At 40.6% G+C, this 21,730-nt stretch carries 23 protein-coding genes; 15 read left to right on the top strand and 8 right to left on the bottom strand.

Translation table 11 applies throughout. The features are described 5' to 3' along the window. Window position 1: 1 nt before the first annotated feature. The 5 genes from parE to CWB62_RS05015 are packed head-to-tail and all read right to left on the bottom strand — an operon-like array spanning window position 2 to window position 4,381. On the bottom strand, window positions 2-1,891 hold the full coding sequence (parE, locus tag CWB62_RS05035) for a DNA topoisomerase IV subunit B (RefSeq protein ID WP_058552436.1): 1,890 nt from the start codon (window positions 1,889-1,891) through the stop codon (window positions 2-4). A 42-nt stretch (window positions 1,892-1,933) separates the two neighbouring features. Continuing rightward, entirely contained in the window at window positions 1,934-2,494 is a 561-nt protein-coding gene (locus CWB62_RS05030; RefSeq protein WP_058405841.1) for a YqiA/YcfP family alpha/beta fold hydrolase, read from the bottom strand. Further along, entirely contained in the window at window positions 2,479-3,264 is a 786-nt protein-coding gene (locus tag CWB62_RS05025) for a metallophosphoesterase (protein ID WP_138529095.1), read from the bottom strand. Before CWB62_RS05025 ends, CWB62_RS05030 begins: the two co-directional genes overlap by 16 nt. Next, window positions 3,251-3,709: a DUF1249 domain-containing protein gene (locus CWB62_RS05020; RefSeq protein WP_058405839.1), complete on the bottom strand. Its 459-nt coding sequence runs from the start codon at window positions 3,707-3,709 to the stop codon at window positions 3,251-3,253. Before CWB62_RS05020 ends, CWB62_RS05025 begins: the two co-directional genes overlap by 14 nt. A 33-nt stretch (window positions 3,710-3,742) precedes the next feature. Next, complete coding sequence (locus CWB62_RS05015; protein ID WP_138529097.1) at window positions 3,743-4,381, bottom strand: NUDIX domain-containing protein; 639 nt, start codon at window positions 4,379-4,381, stop codon at window positions 3,743-3,745. Between the two features lie 151 nt (window positions 4,382-4,532). Between CWB62_RS05015 and tolC the strand changes: the two genes are divergently transcribed. The 3 genes from tolC (at window position 4,533) to CWB62_RS05000 (ending at window position 7,515) form a co-directional block, all read left to right on the top strand. Continuing rightward, on the top strand, window positions 4,533-5,873 hold the full coding sequence (gene tolC, locus CWB62_RS05010) for an outer membrane channel protein TolC (RefSeq protein ID WP_138529099.1): 1,341 nt from the start codon (window positions 4,533-4,535) through the stop codon (window positions 5,871-5,873). Window positions 5,874-5,971: 98 nt separating this feature from the next. Next, a complete protein-coding gene (gene lpxL, locus CWB62_RS05005; protein WP_138529101.1) occupies window positions 5,972-6,898 on the top strand; it encodes an LpxL/LpxP family Kdo(2)-lipid IV(A) lauroyl/palmitoleoyl acyltransferase in 927 nt (308 codons plus the stop codon). Between the two features lie 44 nt (window positions 6,899-6,942). After that, window positions 6,943-7,515, top strand: a complete 573-nt coding sequence (locus CWB62_RS05000) for a toxin co-regulated pilus biosynthesis Q family protein (protein ID WP_058405835.1) — start codon at window positions 6,943-6,945, stop codon at window positions 7,513-7,515. 102 nt (window positions 7,516-7,617) lie between these two features. Here the strand turns inward: CWB62_RS05000 and glnE are convergent, their stop codons facing one another. Further along, window positions 7,618-10,410: a bifunctional [glutamate--ammonia ligase]-adenylyl-L-tyrosine phosphorylase/[glutamate--ammonia-ligase] adenylyltransferase gene (glnE, locus tag CWB62_RS04995; protein ID WP_138529102.1), complete on the bottom strand. Its 2,793-nt coding sequence runs from the start codon at window positions 10,408-10,410 to the stop codon at window positions 7,618-7,620. 77 nt (window positions 10,411-10,487) lie between these two features. Here glnE and CWB62_RS04990 point away from each other — a divergent pair, with 77 nt between their 5' ends. The 6 genes from CWB62_RS04990 to ruvX all read left to right on the top strand — a co-directional run bounded on the left by CWB62_RS04990 (window position 10,488) and on the right by ruvX (window position 15,101). Next, window positions 10,488-11,381, top strand: a complete 894-nt coding sequence (locus CWB62_RS04990; RefSeq protein ID WP_138529104.1) for a DUF350 domain-containing protein — start codon at window positions 10,488-10,490, stop codon at window positions 11,379-11,381. Window positions 11,382-11,454: 73 nt separating this feature from the next. Further along, entirely contained in the window at window positions 11,455-11,931 is a 477-nt protein-coding gene (locus CWB62_RS04985; RefSeq protein ID WP_006793185.1) for a hypothetical protein, read from the top strand. Between the two features lie 102 nt (window positions 11,932-12,033). After that, the gene (rsmE, locus tag CWB62_RS04980; protein ID WP_006793186.1) at window positions 12,034-12,768 is read left to right on the top strand and encodes a 16S rRNA (uracil(1498)-N(3))-methyltransferase; all 735 of its coding nucleotides are present in this window, start codon (window positions 12,034-12,036) and stop codon (window positions 12,766-12,768) included. Window positions 12,769-12,844: 76 nt separating this feature from the next. Continuing rightward, window positions 12,845-13,795: a glutathione synthase gene (gene gshB, locus CWB62_RS04975; RefSeq protein ID WP_008132396.1), complete on the top strand. Its 951-nt coding sequence runs from the start codon at window positions 12,845-12,847 to the stop codon at window positions 13,793-13,795. 170 nt (window positions 13,796-13,965) lie between these two features. Beyond that, entirely contained in the window at window positions 13,966-14,523 is a 558-nt protein-coding gene (locus tag CWB62_RS04970) for a YqgE/AlgH family protein (RefSeq protein ID WP_008132397.1), read from the top strand. 128 nt (window positions 14,524-14,651) lie between these two features. Beyond that, a complete protein-coding gene (gene ruvX / locus CWB62_RS04965) occupies window positions 14,652-15,101 on the top strand; it encodes a Holliday junction resolvase RuvX (protein WP_006793189.1) in 450 nt (149 codons plus the stop codon). Between the two features lie 73 nt (window positions 15,102-15,174). Here the strand turns inward: ruvX and CWB62_RS04960 are convergent, their stop codons facing one another. Continuing rightward, window positions 15,175-16,305 carry a PilT/PilU family type 4a pilus ATPase gene (locus CWB62_RS04960; protein WP_138529105.1) on the bottom strand — a complete coding sequence of 377 codons (1,131 nt, stop codon included), beginning with the start codon at window positions 16,303-16,305 and terminating at the stop codon, window positions 15,175-15,177. Between the two features lie 9 nt (window positions 16,306-16,314). Continuing rightward, on the bottom strand, window positions 16,315-17,355 hold the full coding sequence (locus tag CWB62_RS04955) for a type IV pilus twitching motility protein PilT (RefSeq protein ID WP_006793191.1): 1,041 nt from the start codon (window positions 17,353-17,355) through the stop codon (window positions 16,315-16,317). 2 nt (window positions 17,356-17,357) lie between these two features. Here CWB62_RS04955 and CWB62_RS04950 point away from each other — a divergent pair, with 2 nt between their 5' ends. The 6 genes from CWB62_RS04950 to hemW are packed head-to-tail and all read left to right on the top strand — an operon-like array spanning window position 17,358 to window position 21,714. Continuing rightward, a complete protein-coding gene (locus CWB62_RS04950; protein WP_138529107.1) occupies window positions 17,358-18,071 on the top strand; it encodes a YggS family pyridoxal phosphate-dependent enzyme in 714 nt (237 codons plus the stop codon). Between the two features lie 17 nt (window positions 18,072-18,088). Continuing rightward, on the top strand, window positions 18,089-18,910 hold the full coding sequence (gene proC, locus CWB62_RS04945; protein ID WP_138529109.1) for a pyrroline-5-carboxylate reductase: 822 nt from the start codon (window positions 18,089-18,091) through the stop codon (window positions 18,908-18,910). Window positions 18,911-18,937: 27 nt separating this feature from the next. Then, the gene (locus CWB62_RS04940; RefSeq protein ID WP_006793194.1) at window positions 18,938-19,471 is read left to right on the top strand and encodes a YggT family protein; all 534 of its coding nucleotides are present in this window, start codon (window positions 18,938-18,940) and stop codon (window positions 19,469-19,471) included. A 59-nt stretch (window positions 19,472-19,530) separates the two neighbouring features. Beyond that, on the top strand, window positions 19,531-19,977 hold the full coding sequence (locus CWB62_RS04935) for a DUF4426 domain-containing protein (protein WP_138529110.1): 447 nt from the start codon (window positions 19,531-19,533) through the stop codon (window positions 19,975-19,977). Between the two features lie 4 nt (window positions 19,978-19,981). After that, a complete protein-coding gene (locus CWB62_RS04930; RefSeq protein ID WP_008132404.1) occupies window positions 19,982-20,581 on the top strand; it encodes an XTP/dITP diphosphatase in 600 nt (199 codons plus the stop codon). Further along, window positions 20,578-21,714, top strand: coding sequence for a radical SAM family heme chaperone HemW (gene hemW, locus CWB62_RS04925; protein WP_138529112.1), 1,137 nt, complete (start codon window positions 20,578-20,580; stop codon window positions 21,712-21,714). Before CWB62_RS04930 ends, hemW begins: the two co-directional genes overlap by 4 nt. Window positions 21,715-21,730: the final 16 nt, after the last annotated feature.

The raw sequence follows: 21,730 nt of genomic DNA, 5'->3' as shown, positions 1-21,730 counted from the left end.
ATTATACTTGCGCCTTATTACCATGATCTTCGAGCCATTGGCGTCTGTCTGGTGAACGTTTTTTAGCAAGCAACATATCCATCATTTCCATAGTTTGTGCTTCTTCATCCAGTGTTAATTGAACTAAGCGTCGGGTATTTGGATCCATGGTGGTTTCGCGAAGCTGCAGTGGGTTCATTTCACCCAATCCTTTAAATCGCTGTACGTTAACTTTACCGCGTTTTTTCTCTGCCTCAATGCGCGCTAAGATGCTTGTTTTTTCCTCTTCATCAAGAGCGTAATATACCTCTTTACCAATATCGATTCTAAATAATGGTGGCATTGCTACGTATACATGACCCGTTTTTACTAACTGCGGAAAGTGACGAACAAACAAGGCGCACAGCAAAGTGGCAATATGAAGACCATCAGAGTCTGCATCAGCCAAAATACAAATTTTATTATAGCGTAGCCCACTCATGTCGGCTGAGTCGGGGTCGATACCTAAAGCAACCGAAATATCATGCACCTCTTGTGATGCTAGTATTTGCCCAGACTCTACTTCCCACGTATTTAAAATTTTACCACGCAAAGGCATAATTGCCTGAAATTCACGGTCACGGGCTTGTTTTGCCGAGCCACCAGCAGAGTCACCCTCTACTAAAAATAGTTCGGTGCGGTCGTTATCGGCTGCACTACAGTCGGTAAGTTTACCCGGTAATGCGGGGCCTGCTGTTACGCGTTTACGCACTACTTTTTTAGCGGCTTTTAAACGACTTTGTGCATTAGATATACACAGTTCAGCTAACAACTCTGCTGTATCTGTGTGTTCATTTAACCAAAGGCTAAATGCATCTTTTACAACGCCCGAAACAAGTGCCGCACACGTGCGTGATGATAGTTTTTCTTTTGTTTGGCCTGCAAACTGAGGGTCTTGCATTTTAACCGAAAGCACATAACTACAGCGCTCCCATATATCGTCTGGGGTAAGCTTTACACCACGAGGTAATAGGTTTCTAAATTCACAAAACTCTCGCATGGCTTCAAGTAAGCCTTGGCGTAAACCATTAACATGCGTGCCGCCTTGCGCAGTAGGGATTAAGTTTACGTAGCTTTCAGCGATAGATTCACCGCCCTCTGGCAGCCAGACTACGGCCCAATCAACGCCTTCAATAGCACTTTTAAACTCACCTACAAATGGGTCTTGTGGCAGCGTTTCAAAACCTTTAACCGCTTCAATTAAGTAATCTTTTAAGCCGGTTTCGTAAAACCACTCTTGGGTTTCTTTTGTTTGTTTATTAACAAATTTGATACGCAAACCAGGGCAAAGTACCGCTTTAGCTTTCAATAAATGATTAAGCTTGGTTATGGAGTAATTAGCAGAGTCAAAATAGCTGGCATCGGCCCAAAAGCGCACGGTAGTCCCGGTGTTGCGTTTACCGACAGTGCCTATAACGTTTAGATCCTCAACTTTATCGCCGTTTTCAAACGCCATTCTATATTGCTGTGCATCGCGGCGAACGGTTACTTCTACACGTGTAGATAATGCATTTACAACCGAAATACCTACCCCGTGTAAACCACCTGAAAACTGGTAGTTTTTGTTTGAGAATTTACCACCGGCATGCAGCTTAGTAAAAATAAGCTCTATCCCAGGAATACCTTCTTCTGGGTGAATATCGATTGGCATACCACGGCCGTCATCACTGACTTCAAGCGAATTGTCTTCGTGTAGAATTACGTCAATTTTAGTTGCATGACCCGCCATAGCTTCATCGACACTGTTATCGATAACCTCTTGGCCTAAATGGTTTGGACGTACAGTATCGGTGTACATCCCTGGGCGTCTTTTTACCGGATCTAATCCATTGAGTACCTCAATGGCTTCGGCGTTATAATTTTGATCACTCATAGTTTTTATCTTTATATGCGCTAAGGCTATGCTTAACTAGTTTTACGTGATTTTAAGAAAATCTACAATACTTGCAAAGGTTTGTTCAAAACCAAGGTAGCTATGATCGCCACCAAACTCGACCCTTTGTTTACATTGCGAATAATAATTTACTGCGTGCTGAAAATTTAATACTTCATCGCCTGTTTGCTGTAATAAATACAGCAATTCAGGGTGTTTTAAGTCATCTACAGCCAATGCTTTTAAAGCCGCTATGTGGCTGTTATTCAATTCATAATGATAATCTTGGTACGGATTATAATTTAAACCAAGCAACGGCTTTAATAAACTATATGGCGCAACCGCGGGATTTATAACCACTGCAGGAATTTGATAACGCTGCGATAAATACGTGGCAAAAAATCCACCTAATGAGCTTCCTAATAAAACAGTATTAGGTGTAAGTAATTGCTCAAGCGCTATGATGGCTTGTATGGGCTCATGGTTTAGGCACGGTACAAAATAGTCAACGTCATAGTGTGCCATAAGCTCGCCAAAGCGCACAGCTTTATATGATTTATCTGAGCTATTAAAACCATGAATATAGATTACCCGTTTAGCCATACTACTTCCATATCTGTGCTTATATTATCTTTTTTCGTGCTTATACATATCAGCCTGTATGCTGGCCCTATGTCTTGTTGTATCCAATCAGGACTGTGTTTTTTAAACTGTACCGAGCTGGCAGGAGTCGCGTAGATGGGGAGCGTTCTAAATGTTTGCATGTATTCATTGTGAACATGGCCGTGAAACAAACCAAAAACGTTTTCGCTATTAACTAATATATTAAGTAATTGTGGCCCGTTTTCCAGCATGTGTTTGTCTAAGTAGCCATTAATGGGGAGTGGGTTATGGTGGCAAAATATTATTTTGGGGCTAGAAGATGCGATAAGGCGCTCGGTCATTTCGTCCAAATGTGCCCCACTCACCCACCCTGCAGGGGTTGGCCCTTTTGAATTAATAAGTAATAACTCAACGCCATTTGCGACTATATGTTTAGCGCGATTTATTTGCCCACCACTCATTCTGTTGAGTAACATGATGTCATCGTGATTACCCGGCACCCAAAAAACAGGGCATGTTAAATCGCTTTGCTCAATAAGCTCACTAAACAAAAAATAGGACTCTGCACTGTGATCTTGCGTAAGGTCGCCGCCAAATATTACAAAATCAAGGGATTGTTTAGCCATATGAGCCAGCGCATGTACAAAATAATGTGCGGTATTTACGCCAAAGTACTCACCCGTTTTATCAGAAAATAAATGGCAATCGGTAATGTGTGCTATGCGTAGCGACGATTTATCAATGCGATAAGGGTCATCAAACCAAGCCATTGTTTACATCCCAATTTAATGTTGCTTGTCCATGCTCTACACAGGCGACAAGCCAGTCGTATAAAAATGCATTAAGTTGGTACTTTTCATCTTTTTGATGCATTTTGGGATTAGGATAACCATAAGAAGGCTTAATGCGCTGATGATAATCGTGATGAATAATTTCAGCCACTTTAGCATCGTGATACAACCTAACCGTTAAATAAAGCGGTGCAATCCCTTTTAGCATGCCGCTTAGCTGCTTAATCGAAATATCCATGGTGTATTTTGCACTACCATCAACTTTAGTCGCAAACTCACTGCTGCCCAGCTTTACTTCTCGGCTGTTGCCAACCGTTCGCTCAGGCGGTAATAATTTTAAAAGTCGTAAGTAATTGTGCTCACAAAGCGTTAAATACTTTGGGAGGCTTTGGATATATCGATTTGTTGCTAATTGTACTGTCAAAATACCACCATTATACTGTTAGCCCATTTGCGGCTATGAAGAAGAGTCTGTCCACTTGTGTTTCATTTTTTCATGGTTAAGCGCAAGCCACTGCATACAAATAACCGTTGCGGCATTATCCATTTCACCGTTATTGAGGCGAGTTAGTGCATCATCAACGCTAAGTACGTGAGTTTTTATATCTTCACCCTCGGTTTCAAGGCCATACACACCAGATTCAACCTTACTTAAATCGGCTCGTGCAAGGTACAAATGTAGTCGCTCTGTTGTACCACCGGGGCTTGAAAGATACGAAAGCATAAATTCAAGTTCTGTTAAATTAAGCCCAGCCTCTTCATACGCCTCTTTTTTTACTACCGATTCGTAATCGTCACTGCCATCAGTCATGCCAGCAATACATTCTAGTAGCCAGGGAGAATGCTTGCTTTTAATAGCCCCTATACGTATTTGCTCTATTAAAAGCACAGTATCTGACACCGGATCGTAAGGCAGCACGGCAATGGCGTCTCCACGCTCTAAAATCTCGCGACTAATAAGTTTTGATTTACCGCCCGCAAACAAGGCGTGTTCAAACTGATACAAATCAACCTGAAAAAAGCCTTTATACAAATTTTTAACCGGCTTTACGCTGACATCTTTATGCGTAAACTGAACAAGTTTTTTATCTGGCACGTAAGCATCCTCTACTTATTAAAAACTTTGAAGTACGTTAATATATTCTGTTACATTTCGACGCACTGTTTTACTCTTTTTATTTTTAGTTATTACGTAAAACAGGTTACCATGGTTTTAGTATAAAAATTGTCTAAGGACCGAACAACACATGAAAAAGAACATTCTTGCGGCGCTAGTTAGTTTATCATGCGCATTAGGCACAACAGCAGCAAACGCTGAAGATTTACTACAAGTTTTTGAAATTGCAACGGCCAACGATCCTACCGTTTTAAAAGCAAAAGCCCAAGCAGATGCACAATCTTATCAAGTAGATACTGCAATGGCTGCATTATTGCCGCAAATTGGTTTAACAATGGGTTACACAAAAAGTGACTCAACCTCTTTTGAAAGTGCGGACGAAAAAGTTGAAAGTGACTCTGAGCAGTTCACACGTGGCCTTAGCTTAAGCCAAACTTTGTTTGATTTAGGCGCATGGAACTCATTAGACATTGCAGATAAACAAGCTTTGCAAGCAAACGCTCAATACGATTCAGCTAAGCAAAACTTAATTGTTCGCGTTGCTGAAGGCTACTTTAACGTTTTAAGTGCTATTGATAACCTTGAATTTATTAAAACGGAAAAACGCGCCATCGAGCGCCAGCTTGAACAAACTAAACAACGTTACGCTGTTGGTTTAACGGCAATTACCGATGTACACGAAGCACAGGCACAGTTCGACAATTCAGTTGCACAAGAAATTATTGCTAATAACTCAGTAGAAACAGCGCGTGAGCAACTACGAGAAATTACGGGTAAATACCACGCAAAGTTAGACTTTTTAAACACAGAGACATTTTCTACCACTAAGCCTGCTCGAGACTCTAGCGACTTTTTAAATATGGCTAAAGATAAAAATATTAGCTTGCAAGTTGCTAAAGTAACGGTAGATATAGCGCAAGATCAAATTAAACTGGCAAGGGCGGGGCACTATCCAAAACTGACTCTAAACGCAAGTTATGGCGACTCTTTAACAGATACAGATATAAATGGTACAAGCCTAACTAAAACACCTCGTGCAGATTCTGCCTCAGTAGGGCTTAACTTTAGTCTCCCTCTATACTCTGGGGGTGCAACAGTTGCAGCTACCGATCAAGCACGTGCATTTTACGTTGCTGCTAGCCAAGATTACGAAGCCAATTACCGCGCAATTACCCGCACGGTTATAACGTCTTACAATCAAGTAGTGTCTGACATAGCAACCTACAAAGCATTAGAACAAGCTGTTGTATCTGCCCAAAGTGCTTTAAAAGCAACAGAAGCGGGCTTTGAAGTAGGCACACGTACAATTGTTGATGTACTTGTAAGCACACAAAACCTATACAATGCTAAACGTAATCTTGCTGATGTACGTTATCGTTATGTGCTGTCTACTCTGCGTTTAAAGCAAGCGGCGGGTACACTAACAAGCAAAGACCTAGCAGCTATAAATCAGGGTTTAAAAGCAGCCTAAACAGTCACAAAACACATACAAAGCCAGCTACATGCTGGCTTTTTGTATTTTGCAGCGCTTAGCGTTAAACTAGCGTTTTTAATTTTAGAGCAATTTTTGTGGTCACCTCATCTCCTTTTAAAGCATCTTTTTTAGGCCCTCGATACTGGCTGACGTGGATTGGCGTTTTTTTCTTATACCTAATTTCTTGGCTTCCGCAAAAACTTCAATTAGCCTTGGGCAAACTACTTGGCCGTTTAGTTCATAAATACATGAAACGCCGCCGACACATCGCCGAAGTAAACATTAAACGTTGCTTTCCTGAAATGAGTGACGAAGATCAAAAATCATTAGTGCTAAAAAATATGGAAAACACTGGCATTGCGATGGTTGAAACCGGAATGGCATGGTGGTGGCCAAAGTGGCGTGCACAAAAAGCGTTAGGGTCTTTAAAAGGGCTTGAACACTTTGAGCGAGTGCAGCGCTCTGGCAAAGGGGTTTTATTATTAGTACCCCATGTTTTACACCTTGAAATGGCAGGCCGATTAATGGGATTAGGCTGCATGGGCGTTGGTTTTTATCGCCCGCACAATAACCCGTTAATGGAATACTTTACGACTAATGGTCGCCTTCGCTCCAATGAATATTTGGTCGGTAAAAAAGACGTAAAAGGCTTACTAAAAGCGTTAAAAAATAAAAAGGTGTGTTACTACTTACCCGATCAAGACTACGGCCGTAACCGCTGCGAATTTGTGCCTTTTTACGCTGTACAAGATACCGCAACCACGACCGGTACGCTGATGTTTGCTGGCAGTAAAAATTGCGAAACAATGAGCTTAATTACTCGCCGAGACGAAAATGGAAAGTACCATTTAGAAATTATCCCAGAGCTTGAAAACTTCCCAAGCGGTGATGACAAAGCCGATGTTACACGCGTAAACCAACGCATGGAGCTCTCAATTAATGCAGCGCCAGAGCAATATATGTGGCTTCACCGCCGCTTTAAAACACGACCTGATAAAAATACTCCTTCATTTTACAAGTAGTAATGGTATAACAATAATAAGAAAAAATAAGGGTGGTCGTTGTAATGTGGTTTTGGATTAGATATTTGTCATTTGCGGTAATATTAATAGCGCTTGCGGCCTATTTTTTAATGGGAAATGTGCCTACATTGGATTTAAAAGAATCTAAAAATGCTGCTGCCGAAGGATTATCCCGCTTTTACGCCTCTATTCGAAATCAAGTTAAAAGCAACAAAGAACGCGATCAATACGTTTTGAGTTTAAAAAAACCAGATCAAACTGTCGATAGAGTTTTAGCTGAGCGCACGCGCACTGTTACCCCCATGCCGGCGAGTTGGACAGGGAGTGTGGAGCCTAGACGCTTCGAAAACGGTTCAACATTAAAAGATGTTTTAATTGAATACGCTAAAAGTGAAGGTATTGAGCTTTATTGGTACTTAAGTAAAGACTATGTCGTTAAAGATCATTTTAGGGTCGACAGTAATTTCACCTCAGCCCTGTACCAAGTGGGCAGAGCTATAAATGATGACTTTGAACACGAGGTCTATACCTACTTTTGTAATAAGCAAAGAGCGGCTGTTATAACTGAGTTACCCTCTGAATATGTGCGCGCTAACTGTTTAAAACTCAATATTTGAGTTGTATAAAAAATCACGCTTTTGCGTGATTTTTTTCATAAGCACATCACTAAAACTTATTTGCTTACAAAGCGAATGAATATGATTAAAAAATCCATATCACTACAGTTCAAAAACCGCTTTCCAAATTGCAGTTACATTCGTTATATCTTGTAAAAACTGTTCGCGTTCAACTAGCTTTCCTTGCTGATTTAAGCTTAATACGTGGTAGCACGAACGGTAGTCAATATACGCTTTAATTAACTGCTGCTTTTGCTCTTTTGTAATACTCCCTATTTTAGCAGCATCAGTCAGTATTCTTACATTGTCAGAAAATACACTTAGCTGCTCGTTATCATGTGCATTTTTAAGAACAAGGTATTGCGTAATAAATTCAATGTCGGCCATGCCACCCGCATCTTGCTTTAAATCAAATTGCTGGCTGTTGCCTTTAGCAAGGTGACCGCGCATTTTTTCTCGCATTTTAATGACATCATCTTTTAACATAGCCGTTTCACGCGACTGGCAAAGTATATTTTTACGAATTTGTGAAAAGCGCTCGGCTAACTCATCTTGACCTAAAATAATACGAGCACGAACCAGCGCTTGATGCTCCCATGTCCACGCTTGTGTTTGTTGATAGTGATTAAAGCTTTCTAAATTGATAGCAAGCAACCCCGAGGCACCTTCAGGGCGAAGACGCGTGTCTAACTCATATAAAATACCCGATGCCGTTCGCGTATTAAATAAGTGCATTAAACGTTGGGCAAGCTTTAAATAAAACTGGCGTGAATCAATTGCTTTATCGCCACTGGTTTGACTAGAACCATCGTGATTATGCACAAACACAAGATCTAAATCTGAATCGTAGCCCACTTCAAAACCACCCGTTTTACCATAGGCAATAACGGCAAAGCCTTTATGCTCGTGGTCGGTATTGGGCGGCATACCAAAGCGCTTTACTGTGTTGTGCCATGCAATATTTACCGCCTGCTCAACTATAGCTTCTGCCAATGCAGTTAAGTGATCGCTTACTTTCATTACATCAAGAACACCGGTTGCATCTGCTGCGGCAATACGTAATTGATGAGTTTGCTTAAATTGCCTCAACGACTCCATTTGTAGCTCTAAATCGTCGTGTTCTATTCGTAAAAAATACTGACGAATCTCGTCTTTATAGGCGCTTAATGGTGTTGGCTTATAAAGCACGGCAGGGTCAATTAACTCATCAAGTAAAATAGGATAGCGAGAAATATGTTCGCCAATCCACTTACTGTGGCAGCATAAAGAAACCAACTGCTTTAACGTGCCTGGGTTTTCATAGAGCAACTCTAAGTAAGCCGTGCGGGAAATAATTTTATTAAGAATTTGGCACACAGTACTAAATACGCTTGCACTGGCATTAAAGTCGCTCAGCTGTTTAAGCATGGCAGGCATGAGTTTGTCGAGTATTTCACGCCCTCTATTTCCTACTTTGACTTTAGACAAACGAAGCTTAAAGTCTTGTAAAGGAGCTTGCCATTCGTCTTTAGGCTCATTTAAAAAACTAACATCGCCATGATCCCACGCACTTATAAAGGCGCCTTCATTGGTATCTAGCGGCTCGGTCTCTTCCCCTATTACCTGTATAAACTCATTATGCACCTGCCCCATTACCCGCTCTATGTCGTTTACTAAGGCAGCAAAGTCTGGCTTTGCTAATAAGTAATTTAACCGCTGCTGGTTTATGTCATCATCTGGCAGAGTTTGCGTTTGTTGATCGTCAAATATTTGCAAGTATTGCTCTACTTTTCGTAAATAAAGATAATTACTTTTTAACTCTTTTGCTTCGCTATCATCAATAACTTGGTTTAACGCTAATTGGTTTAACGCATTGAGTAACGATTGCGTTTGTAAATTAGCCTCTCGCCCACCGCGCACCATTTGCAGTGCTTGAACAATAAATTCAACTTCTCGAATCCCGCCAGCCCCCAATTTTATATTATTGGTTAAACGTTTACGGCGGACTTCTTGCGCAATCATAAGTTTCATTTTACGAAGCGATTCAATCACCGAAAAATCAATATAGCGCCGGTATACAAAAGGTTTAAGTAATTGATTAAATTCATCCCAGTAATGATTAGGCGTACCAATTAAACGGCTTTTGAGCATGGCATAACGCTCCCAATCACGCCCTTGCTCTTGGTAATAATCTTCAATGGCGTTAAAACTCATGACCAGCGGGCCACTTTCACCAAACGGTCTAAGGCGCATATCGACCCTAAATACCTGTCCATCCCCTGTGGTTTGATTAAGTGCAGCTATTAGCTTTTGGGCTACTTTTGTGTAAAACACCTGCGCCTCGATACTTTTTCGGCCGCCTTGAGTTTTAACACTGCGAGGGTATGCAAAAATAAGGTCGATATCGGAAGAATAGTTAAGTTCTTTACCGCCTAACTTGCCCATACCAAGCACCATTAAAGGCAAAGCGTGTCCTTGCTCATCTAAAGGCTCACCATTGAGTGCGGCTACTTGCGCGTGCGCCCATTCGTTAGCGCTTTGGATTAATTTATCTGCAAGTAGGCTAATATATTCAATGCTATCTGCAATCGGGTTGTTACAACATAAATCTAGAAAAGCGACTTTTAGCCAGTATTTTTCACGATATTTACGAAGTATCTGATGACATTGTGCTTCGTTTATATCTGACAATGTTAAGTTTTCAAAGGGAGAAGGTATGTCTCTGCTTTTAATTTCTGCTTCGCATAGTAACCCGCTTTTTAAATCAGGCTGCGACTGAATACAGCGCCAAGCAAAGTCGCTTAACGCTAATAACCTTACAACTTCATTTTCTATCGTGTGCTGCGGGTAAAGCTGTTCATAACGCTGCAGGCCAAGTTTTTGTAATTGAATAGGAAGTTGTATTGCGTTACTCATCAATCCTCTCTTTTATATCATCAGTAACCGTACTAGAATGATTAAAACCTTTAAGGTTAACTCTAATTAGGACAACCATGTCATATTTATCTTTATCTAACACTAGTTTTGTTGCGATTACTATTAGTTTTGTTGTTATTTGCTTAACTATTTTTTCATTAAGAATAATAACTCAAATTAAATTAAAACAAGCGCTTAAAGATGAATTAGCCCAGCATGATAACTTTGCCATGGGGATCAATTTTGCTTCAGAGATTTCGGTTGTTATTGCAACTATTGCCTTTTTATTTGATGAAATAAGTGTAAGTACCGCACAATCTAATCCACTTAAAGTAGCGATATTAGTGTTGCTGTTGTTTTCATTTATAAAAGTGGGACATTTGATTCACCGTAAGTGGATTTTGCATCGTTTTAACGAAGAAGCGGCCATTTTAAAACAAAATGTATGCGCCGCCTTAGTAGACTCTGGCATGCTAATAGCTAATTTCATTATGACCTTAGGCCTTTACACATGGACCCACACTCAAGGCTTCAGTAACTTATTAATCGCGTTAGTCAGCTTTTTTTTACTGCAAGGTATGTTTGCACTTGATAGTAAAATACGCGAACATCGTTTTGCAAAAGCCAATCAAGGCGCTTCGCTACAAAGTAATTTTAATTTAGAAAATACCTCTATTGGTATTCGCTATGCTGGTAAATCAATTGGTTTAGCGCTTGCCTCGTATGCAGGCTTGTCGAGTGCTACGTTTCAAAACGGTAAAATGGTTGAAAACCTATTTACACTGGTAATGCATTGCGGTGTAATGTGGATACTGTTGTATGCGTTAACATTTATTGTAAAAAAAATATCACTACCCAATATTGATGCAGCACTTGAAGTTGATCATCAAGACAACATAGGTATTGCTTGTATTGAATTTGCTGTTTTTTGTGCAATAGGCTATTTACTAATTAGCATGTTTTCTATTTAACATTAAACACTTTTCGCTTGGGCTTACACAAAACTTGCTTACAAAACACTTTGCTTAATTGCACTGGGACATTATGCCATTTGAAGTTACTAACTATCTATTAATCGATATAGATAACGAATTTAGCAGAGCGTTTGCTGGTCACTATTTTAATAGTGCAAAGCGAGATGCCCCAAGTACCTTAGTCATTGCAGGTGCCAATACTCGCCAGTTAGTTAAAATGATGTTTGATGAACTCATTAAAGATTATTGTTATTGCGATTTTGAAAACGAAATTAGCGTTTCTGAGCTTGCCAGTTATTTGCATGAACATCACGACATTAAAGGTGTATTGTTTAATCAAACCGATTATTTACTGGCTGATGAAAAACAACGTTTTATTTATAACTCACTGCATGAAAAACGTTTTTTAGTCACTCAAGATGAAAGTGGTTTTGCTTTTAGCCCTGTAAAAGACGAAGGCTTTTCAAACCACCTATCTTGTCACACCGACATAGCCGATACATCAGTCGATATAATTGAGTTAACAGAGTTACTTAATAAACAATAAACAATAAACAATAAACAATAAACAATAAATAATTGCACCTAGCTCGCAGCTTACTTAACATAGTGGTATATAACTTTATCGCCAACTTATAAGTGAAATCACATGCGAGTTCCTCATATTTACCAAGCGTCTTCTATTACACTAAACACTCCCGTGTCACTCGATGACGATGCAGCTGGCCACATAGGCAGAGTACTTCGCATGAAAGTAGGCGAACATGTGTCTATTTTTAATGGCGAAGGTGGTGAATACCTAAGTGAAATTATAGAAGTGAGTAAAAAAAATGTAGTGGTTATGCCACAGCAGTTTAATCCTCACGACGTAGAATCACCATTAAAAATTCACTTAGGCCAATGCGTATCGCGTGGTGATAAAATGGACTTTACAATTCAAAAGTCAGTTGAGTTAGGTATTACCGAAATCACCCCTATTTTTAGTCAGCGCTGTGGCGTAAAGCTCATTGGCGACCGCCTTGATAAAAAGCATCAACAATGGCAAAAAATAGCGATTGCGGCAGCCGAGCAGTCGGGGCGAAATTATGTACCGGTTGTTCACCCCCCTATAGACATAAAACAGTGGCTTGAGCAATCAACTAACGCGATAAAGCTCACGCTTCACCCTCGCGCAGAACACAGCATTAAAACCATTACTGTACCTGAAGATGGCGTTCGGTTTTTAGTCGGCCCAGAAGGCGGCTTTACTGACGAAGAAATGGCACAAACTAAACAACAAGAATTTGTTGATATTCGTTTAGGGCCACGTGTTTTACGAACTGAAACCGCCGCTTTAACGGTCTTAAGTGCATTACAGCTACAATTTGGTGATTTAGCTAATTGAAATAGCTAAAAACACCCTCATATCAAAGCTATTAGTAAACTCTAGTAGTAATTACACATAGATTAAGGCACAGCGCATGGCAATTAAATTAGGTATTATTTCAGATCCTATTAGTGGGTTTAACATCAAAAAAGACACCGGCTTTGCAATGATGATGCAGGCGCAAGAGCGTGGCTACGAAATTTACTATATGGAGATGGATGATTTATCACTTCGTAAAGGTAAGTCTTATGCCACCGCTGCCAAAGCGCGTGTATTTAACAACGAAGAAAAATGGTACGAACTAGAAGAAAAAACCACCATTGCCCTTGCCGATCTTGATGTAATTTTAATGCGCAAAGATCCGCCGTTTGACACTGAATACATTTACGCAACGTATCTTTTAGAGCGCGCTGAAGATGAAGGCACGTTAATTATTAATAAACCACAAAGCTTGCGTGATGCTAACGAAAAGCTGTTTACTGCATGGTTTAGCGAACACACGCCAGATACCTTAGTTACGCGCAGCCAAAAACAAATTCGTGAATTTTTAGCTGAGCATAAAGACATTATTTTAAAGCCACTTGACGGTATGGGCGGCGCATCTATTTTTCGTGTTAAAGAAGATGATGCAAACATAGGTGTTATTTGCGAGACCCTAACCGAGCATGGCAGCCGCTATGCCATGGTACAAAATTATGTTCCTGCTATTACACAAGGCGATAAACGCGTTCTTGTGGTTGACGGTGAAGTCATTCCCTACTGCTTAGCGCGTATTCCACAAAACGGTGAAACTCGCGGAAATCTAGCCGCAGGCGGTCGTGGTGAAGCTCGCCCATTGAGCGAGTCAGATATGAGAATTGCACAGGCTGTTGCGCCCACGCTTAAAGAAAAAGGCCTTGTATTTGTTGGCCTTGATATTATTGGCGACAAACTAACCGAAATTAACGTAACAGCACCTACGTGTGTGCGTGAAATTGAAGCCGCGTATGATATATCAATCACAGGTATTCTTTTTGATGCTATTGAGAGAAAATTAGCTAAATAGTCTAGCCTCAGGTTAAATAAATTAAAGTGACTGAACACAATGCGTTTAACGTTTAAATATTAATGCAGCACTTGCTGTATTAATATTTTAATAAAATCAGTTAACTTATTTAGTTATAAAATACAGGGTTGTGCCATACTCAAAATTCATTAACTGAAAGGGTGAAATCTATGCAGTCATTAGAAAATCATTTTTTAATCGCCATGCCGTCAATGCAAGACCCTTTTTTTAAACGTGCTGTTACGTATATTTGCGAGCACAATGAAGATGGGGCAATGGGATTGGTGATAAACCAACCCATCAACGTAACCGTTGGTGAGCTACTTGATAAAATAGAAATCGATAACGACAAAACCCAGCAAGCAGCTAAAGTGGCTGTGTTTGCAGGTGGTCCAGTTAAAACAGATAGAGGTTTTGTGCTTCACTCCCCTAAGCTCGGGTATACCTCAAGCCAAAAGCTCAGTAGTGATATTATGATCACCACCTCCAAAGATGTGCTAGCAAGTTTAACGACAGCACATGCCCCTGAGCAGTTTATTATCACCTTAGGGTATGCAGGTTGGGAACAAGGCCAATTAGAACAAGAACTGCTTGATAACAGCTGGCTAATTATAGAAGCAGATCCGGCCATTATTTTTAACACGCCCGCTGAAAAACGATGGGAAAAAGCCGTTTCAATGCTTGGCTTTGATATAGGCCAACTAAGCCCTGAAGCCGGGCATGCTTAAATATCCCCTTTCTAAATTAAGTTCATAATATAAATTCACTTGGAAATAGATACGCTATTACAAGTGAATTTTTTTATGTAAACCTTTAACATAACGGCTTGAAAAGCAGCCTAAGTAAAACATTATCAATGACAAAAAGAACATTTAAGCCACAAGGCGAGCGCACCGTAATGGGATTTGATTTTGGCACTAAAAGTATTGGTATTGCCGTAGGGCAAGAACTCACCGGCAGCGCATCAAGCCTTAAGGCCGTAAAAGCGCAAGATGGTATTCCAAACTGGGATCATATCGCAGTACAAGTAAACGAATGGCAACCAGATTTAATGGTGGTCGGTTTACCGCTTAATATGGATGGCACTTCACAAGAGGTGACATTCAAAGCTAAAAAGTTTGCTAACAGGTTACATAATCACTATGGCATTCCTGTACAAACACAAGATGAGCGCCTAACAACTGCTGACGCAAAAGCCCGTTTATTTGAGCAAGGTGGTTATAAAAATTTAGGTAAAGGAAATGTAGATAATATGTCTGCGGTAATTATTTTAGAAAGTTTTTTTGAATCATTTTACGGTGAGTAACGCTGTAATTAGGTGTGTTAAATACTAAAAAAGCGCGGCTGGAAAGTCGCGCTTTTTTAAAAACAATAACTAATTAGTTATCGTCATCCCCCATTCCATCAATAGTGACACCTTGTAAAAAGCCCGCACCTTGTTGTTCGTTATTGCGCAGTTTAATCATCAAGCGTAAGTCATTTGGTGAGTCAGCATGATGCAATGCATCTGCATAGTTAATACGTTGCTGCCTGTATAACTCAAAAAGGGCTTGGTCAAAGGTTTGCATGCCCATATCGTTAGATTTAGCCATAGCCTCTTTAATGCCGCCAATATCGCCGTTTTTAATCAGCTCTGCCACCATAGGTGAATTAAGTAATATCTCTATTGCGGCAACGCGTCCTTCGCCATCTGAGGTAGGTATTAATTGTTGAGCTACAATGGCACGTAAGTTAAGTGCTAAATCGTATTTAAGCTTGTCATGCTTTTCTTTTGGTACCAAATGCATAATACGGTCAATGGCTTGGTTGGCATTGTTGGCATGCAGTGTAGCCACACATAAATGCCCTGTTTCAGCAAAGCTTAATGCGTATTCCATGGTTTCTTGCGAGCGTATTTCACCAATTAAAATAACATCAGGAGCTTGACGTAATGAGCTTTTAAGCGCCGACTCAAAACTATCTGTATCGAGCCCTACTTCGCGTTGGGTAATAATACTTTTGCGGTGCTCATGAACAAACTCAATAGGATCTTCAATTGTTAAAATATGACCTCGTTGGTTTCGGTTTCTGTAGCCAATCAGGGCTGCTAATGAGGTCGACTTACCGGTTCCTGTTCCACCAACAAACAAAACTAAACCGCGCTTAGCCATAATGACGTCGGTGAGTGTCGAGGGTAGGCCCAAATCACTGATATCAGGGATCTGTGTCACAATTCGGCGAATAACCATACCTGCTCTATCGCGCTGCCAAAACGCAGAAATACGAAAACGCCCTTCGTCGGTTGCAATAGCAAAGTTACATTCTTTAGTAGCATGAAACTCCGCTTTTTGCTTTTCGCTCATCGCAGACTCAACCAACTGCAAAGACTCTTCGTCAGTGAGTTTGTCATCGTCCAATTGAATTAGTTCACCGTTTATTTTTGCACTAACAGGTAAACGGCTAGATACAAATAAATCAGAGCCTTTTTTCTCAATCATAGTGATTAAGTAACGGTTTAAAGATAAAGTCATTCTAATTCCTTAACCACCAAATTGTGTTTTGTCTTGCGCTTTAGCTTGCGCTGCGGTGTTGGTCACAATGCCTCGGTTAACTAAGTTTGTTAAACATTGATCCATTGTTTGCATACCAATTGATGCCCCCGTTTGAATAGACGAGTACATTTGTGCAATTTTGTCTTCTCGAATTAAGTTACGTATGGCGGGTACACCAATCATAATTTCATGAGCAGCCACTCGCCCACCGCCAATTTTTTTAAGGAGTGTTTGTGAAATAACCGCACGCAATGACTCAGACAACATAGAGCGTACCATTGCTTTTTCTTCACCAGGGAATACATCAATAATACGGTCAATGGTTTTGGGCGCTGAGGTTGTATGCAACGTACCAAACACTAAATGACCGGTTTCAGCAGCGGTCATCGCTAGGCGAATAGTTTCTAAATCACGCAACTCACCCACTAATATAACATCGGGGTCTTCACGCAGCGCACTACGTAGTGCGTTTGAAAAACTGTGTGTATCACGATGTACTTCACGTTGGTTAACTAAGCTTAACTTGTTATCGTGAACAAATTCGATTGGATCTTCAATCGTTAAAATATGATGATGCTTATTTTGATTTATGTAATCAACCATGGCCGCAAGTGTTGTTGATTTACCCGACCCTGTTGGCCCGGTAACAAGCACTAACCCACGCGGGTTGTCTGATATTGTTTTAAAAATATCTGGCGCGCCTAAATCATCAAGTGTTAATACTTCACTCGGTATAGTACGAAATACTGCCGCGGGACCGCGGTTTGAATTAAAGGCATTAACACGAAAGCGAGCAAGATTAGGAACCTCAAACGAAAAATCCACCTCAAGGTTTTGTTCGTAATCTTTGCGCTGAGTATCATTCATAATATCGTAAACTAAACTGTTTACGTCTTTATCTGCAAGGGCTGGTATATTAATGCGGCGAACATCACCATCTACGCGTATCATAGGTGAAACACCCGACGATAAATGTAAATCGGATGCATTGTGTTGCACACTAAACGCTAATAATTCGGTAATATCCATTTATGACTCCACAACTGGCTGATAATTATATGGTTACAATAGCAGAACGACTCACTTGCGCCTACGCAAGAATTTCAAACGCGGCAAAAAACACGCACAGAAGCAAAGATGAAATAACCTTGCTGGCGGTGTCTAAAACCAAACCTAGCGACGATATCGTTGCTGCCTACGATTATGGCCAACGCCAGTTTGGTGAGTCTTATGTTCAAGAAGCTGTAGATAAAATAGCTCAACTGCACACATATAGCGATATCATTTGGCATTTCATTGGCCCTATCCAGTCAAATAAAAGTGCTTTAGTGGCAGAAAATTTTGATTGGGTACAAAGCGTCGATCGAATCAAAATAGCCAAACGCCTCAACGCTCAGCGCCCAACCAGTAAACCACCACTTAATGTACTTATTCAGGTAAATATTAGCGCCGAGGAGGCAAAGTCGGGCTGTCATCCGGATGACATCGCTAGTCTTGCTGAGTTTATTAGCCAATGTGATCAGTTAAGATTACGTGGTTTGATGGCTATTCCTGCAAAAAGTGACGATCCAACTACACAAACTCAATATTTTGAGCAATTACAAACTTGCTTTGATAAACTAAAGACCCAATATCCACAGTTAGACACTCTATCTATGGGTATGAGTAATGACGTTGAAGCCGCAATTAGTGCAGGCTCAACTATGGTGAGGATCGGAACAGACATTTTTGGAACACGAACTTAAAAGGTAAAAACAGATTTATGTCAGATAAAAAAATCGCATTTATAGGCACAGGTAACATGAGCTACGCTATTATTGGTGGCATGGTAAAAAACGGCTTTGACGCAAACAACATCATTGCGACTAACCGCAACCAAGAAAAGCTTGCAAAGGTAGCAGCCGATTTCAAGGTGCAAACCACCAGTGACAATAACGAAGCCCTACGCGATGCTGATGTAATTGTTTTGTCTGTAAAGCCACAAATGATGGGCGATTTATGTAAATCGTTTCAAGAGTCTGGCATCGATTTCAGTAATAAACTATTTATCTCAGTAGCTGCTGGTTTAACAGTAAGCCGCTTGCGCGAAATGTTAGGGCAAGATGTAAAAATTGTACGTTGCATGCCTAATACGCCGTCTTTATTAGGGCGTGGCGTGTCAGGCTTATTTGGCGCTGGCGAAACGCAGCAAGAACATGAATTTGTTCAACAAGTATTTGAGTGCACAGGTATTGTGGTGTGGGTCGAACAAGAAGCGCAAATTAACGATATCATTGCAGTAACAGGTTCATCACCAGCTTACTTTTTCTTATTTATGGAAGCCATTGAAGAAAAAGCAAAAGCGCTTGGCTTTAATGATGAAGATGCTCGTCGTTTAGTACAACAAACAGCACTTGGCGCAGCAGAAATGGCATTAAGCCAACCAGAAATTAGCATTTCTCAGCTACGCGCAAACGTAACATCTAAAGGCGGTACTACACATGCCGCAGTTGAGCATTTAAAAGACGAAGGCTTAACTAAAATCGTTGGCGATGCGATGGATGCGTGTATTGCTCGAGCGATGCAAATGGAAAAAGAACTTTAAAACTACTTTACTATTAAAGGTTACACTATGAATGCCATGCAATTTTTGATCAGTACTCTGTTTGATTTGTTTTTAATGGTGGTACTACTGCGTTTTTGGCTACAGTGGGCAAAAGCCGATTTTTACAACCCAATGAGCCAATTTGTGGTTAAAGCAACGTCGTTTGCAGTCAACCCTTTACGTAAAATTATACCCGGGTTAGGTGGGCTTGATTTAGCCTCACTATTGCTGGCATTTATTGTAGCTATTGCCAAAATTAGTACTTTAATGTTGGTAATTTACGGCGCATGGGCTGCGCAACCCGTGTTTATTCAAGCCCTAATTACCGTAATAAAAGAAGGCTTAAACTTAGTATTTTGGGTATTAATTATCCGCGCAATTCTCAGCTGGGTAAGCCAAGGCTACAACCCTATTGAAGCGGTTTTCCATCAGCTTACTGAGCCAATGCTCAAGCCACTTCGTAAAATTATTCCACCAATGGGTGGGTTAGATTTATCAGTACTTGTATTAATTATTGGTATTCAGTTTTTGCAAATGCTGTTAATGGACTTTTTAGCTTAAGCTTTTGTTTTAAGTAAAAGAGGCCTTATGGCCTCTTTTTTATATTTTTGGAGTGAACAATGAATCGGTTAATTAAATTTTGTTTTATTGCTTGTTTAACATTCGCATTTAACGCACACAGCGAACAAACATTGGGCGGGCAATATAAAGAACTTGGCCCGTGGCAAGTACATTACATTGCTTTTCCATCAACCTTTATTCAGCCACAAATTGCCAAGGCTTACGGGCTTGAGCGCAGTGGCTATAAAGGGATTGTTAATATTTCTGTGTTAAAAAACAATACAGGCAATACAGCTCAAAAGGCCGAGTTATCTGGCACAGCCAGAAACCTACTTGGCAACAAACAAACGCTTAACTTTAAAGAAGTAATTGAAGGCGAGTCAGTTTATTATCTTGCCCAAGTCGATTTTACAAACGAAGAAATACTGCGCTTTGAAATTGAAATACAGCAAAGTAATCAATTTCAAACACTGCAATTTCAGCAAAAATTTTACGTAGATAAATAATATTATGAACAAAACTTTAGTCCTTGCCACGGGTAACCCTGGCAAAGTAAGTGAGCTGGCCAACATGTTAAGCCCACTTAATATTAATGTAGTTCCACAAAGTGATTTTAACGTTAGTGAAGTAGCCGAAACCGGTACTACCTTTGTTGAAAATGCCATTATTAAAGCCCGCCATGCAGCTAAAATTACGGGTATGCCAGCCATAGCTGATGATTCCGGCTTAGAGGTTGATGGTTTAAATGGTGCACCGGGGGTTTACTCTGCTCGCTTTGCTGGTGAGAGCGCAAGCGATCAAGACAACATAGATAAACTACTTAATGATTTAGGTAATAACCCAAATCGTAAAGCGCGTTTTTGGTGTGTATTAGTATTAATGCGCCACGCCGATGACCCTACCCCGCTTATTTGCAGCGCAAGCTGGGAAGGCGAAATTACACAAACCCAACATGGCGAAGGCGGGTTTGGTTACGACCCGGTATTTTTTGTTGAAGAGCAAAACTGTACCAGCGCCGAGTTAACCAAAGAGCAAAAAAATGCTGTGAGCCATCGCGGTCAAGCACTACAGGCTTTGCTAAATAAGCTACAACTAAAAGGCGGCCTGTGACTCTTCCTCCTCTAAGTTTATATGTGCACGTACCTTGGTGCGTGCAAAAATGCCCTTATTGCGACTTTAATAGCCACGGGCAAAAAGGCGACATACCAGAAGCCGAATATGTTCAGCATTTAATAGACGATTTAAAAGCCGACTTACACTTAGTCCAAGGGCGAAAAATTCACAGTATATTTATTGGTGGCGGTACCCCAAGTTTATTGACCGGTGATGCTTATACACGCCTACTAAGCGAAGTAGATAGCCTTATAGGCCTTGCCGATAATTGTGAAATAACCCTCGAAGCAAACCCAGGCACAGTAGAAACGGGCCGATTTAAAGAGTATGTGAAAGCAGGTATAAACCGCATTTCAATTGGCATACAGAGCCTGCAAAGCGACAAGTTAAAAGCGCTTGGCCGCATTCATGGTGCTAACGAGGCAACCTATGCAGCAGAGCAAGCCAAAGAAGCTGGTTTAAATAGCTTTAATCTTGATTTAATGCACGGCTTACCAGGGCAAACCTTAGACGATGCATTAAGTGATTTAAAGCAAATTATTGCCCTCGATCCGCCACATATTTCGTGGTACCAACTTACCATAGAGCCTAATACTCAGTTTGCATCTAAACCGCCAACACTTCCTCAAGATGAAACTCTGTGGGATATTCAAGAACAAGGCCAAGCAATGCTTGCAGAAGCAGGTTATATACAATACGAAATTTCAGGGTATGCAAAACCGGGCTATCAATGCCAACATAACTTAAATTATTGGCGGTTTGGCGATTATCTGGGGATTGGCTGTGGTGCTCATGGTAAGGTTACCAATGCAAAAACCGGCATAATTACCCGAACTGAAAAGGTCAAACATCCCCGTGGCTACATGGATATGGTAAAGCCTTATTTGTATAAAAGCTGGCACGTTGAGCAAGACGATTTGGCTTTCGAGTTTTTTATGAATCGCTTTCGCCTTGTAGAGCCATGCCCGATTGAAGACTACAGTGCGCTGACTAATCAGCCATTGCAAAGCCAACAAGCAGCTTTAAATAAAGCCATAAAAACCGGTTTATTAATAGAAAAAGACGGTCACTGGCAAGTGAGCCTTAAAGGGCATCGCTTTTTAAATGACCTGCTAGAATTGTTCGTATAATGCATTGGGCGTTATA

Source organism: Pseudoalteromonas sp. S408, assembly GCF_005886645.1.
GTDB lineage: Bacteria > Pseudomonadota > Gammaproteobacteria > Enterobacterales > Alteromonadaceae > Pseudoalteromonas.
This window is presented reverse-complemented; position numbering and strand designations above follow the sequence as displayed.

Coding starts and splice junctions, on each gene's coding strand:
- parE (WP_058552436.1), bottom strand. CDS start 1,891: ATGAGTGATCAAAATTATAACGCCGAAGCCATTGAGGTACTCAATGGA.
- CWB62_RS05030 (WP_058405841.1), bottom strand. CDS start 2,494: ATGGCTAAACGGGTAATCTATATTCATGGTTTTAATAGCTCAGATAAA.
- CWB62_RS05025 (WP_138529095.1), bottom strand. CDS start 3,264: ATGGCTTGGTTTGATGACCCTTATCGCATTGATAAATCGTCGCTACGC.
- tolC (WP_138529099.1), top strand. CDS start 4,533: ATGAAAAAGAACATTCTTGCGGCGCTAGTTAGTTTATCATGCGCATTA.
- CWB62_RS05000 (WP_058405835.1), top strand. CDS start 6,943: ATGTGGTTTTGGATTAGATATTTGTCATTTGCGGTAATATTAATAGCG.
- glnE (WP_138529102.1), bottom strand. CDS start 10,410: ATGAGTAACGCAATACAACTTCCTATTCAATTACAAAAACTTGGCCTG.
- CWB62_RS04990 (WP_138529104.1), top strand. CDS start 10,488: ATGTCATATTTATCTTTATCTAACACTAGTTTTGTTGCGATTACTATT.
- CWB62_RS04985 (WP_006793185.1), top strand. CDS start 11,455: ATGCCATTTGAAGTTACTAACTATCTATTAATCGATATAGATAACGAA.
- rsmE (WP_006793186.1), top strand. CDS start 12,034: ATGCGAGTTCCTCATATTTACCAAGCGTCTTCTATTACACTAAACACT.
- gshB (WP_008132396.1), top strand. CDS start 12,845: ATGGCAATTAAATTAGGTATTATTTCAGATCCTATTAGTGGGTTTAAC.
- CWB62_RS04970 (WP_008132397.1), top strand. CDS start 13,966: ATGCAGTCATTAGAAAATCATTTTTTAATCGCCATGCCGTCAATGCAA.
- ruvX (WP_006793189.1), top strand. CDS start 14,652: ATGACAAAAAGAACATTTAAGCCACAAGGCGAGCGCACCGTAATGGGA.
- CWB62_RS04960 (WP_138529105.1), bottom strand. CDS start 16,305: ATGACTTTATCTTTAAACCGTTACTTAATCACTATGATTGAGAAAAAA.
- CWB62_RS04955 (WP_006793191.1), bottom strand. CDS start 17,355: ATGGATATTACCGAATTATTAGCGTTTAGTGTGCAACACAATGCATCC.
- CWB62_RS04950 (WP_138529107.1), top strand. CDS start 17,358: ATGACTCCACAACTGGCTGATAATTATATGGTTACAATAGCAGAACGA.
- proC (WP_138529109.1), top strand. CDS start 18,089: ATGTCAGATAAAAAAATCGCATTTATAGGCACAGGTAACATGAGCTAC.
- CWB62_RS04940 (WP_006793194.1), top strand. CDS start 18,938: ATGAATGCCATGCAATTTTTGATCAGTACTCTGTTTGATTTGTTTTTA.
- CWB62_RS04935 (WP_138529110.1), top strand. CDS start 19,531: ATGAATCGGTTAATTAAATTTTGTTTTATTGCTTGTTTAACATTCGCA.
- CWB62_RS04930 (WP_008132404.1), top strand. CDS start 19,982: ATGAACAAAACTTTAGTCCTTGCCACGGGTAACCCTGGCAAAGTAAGT.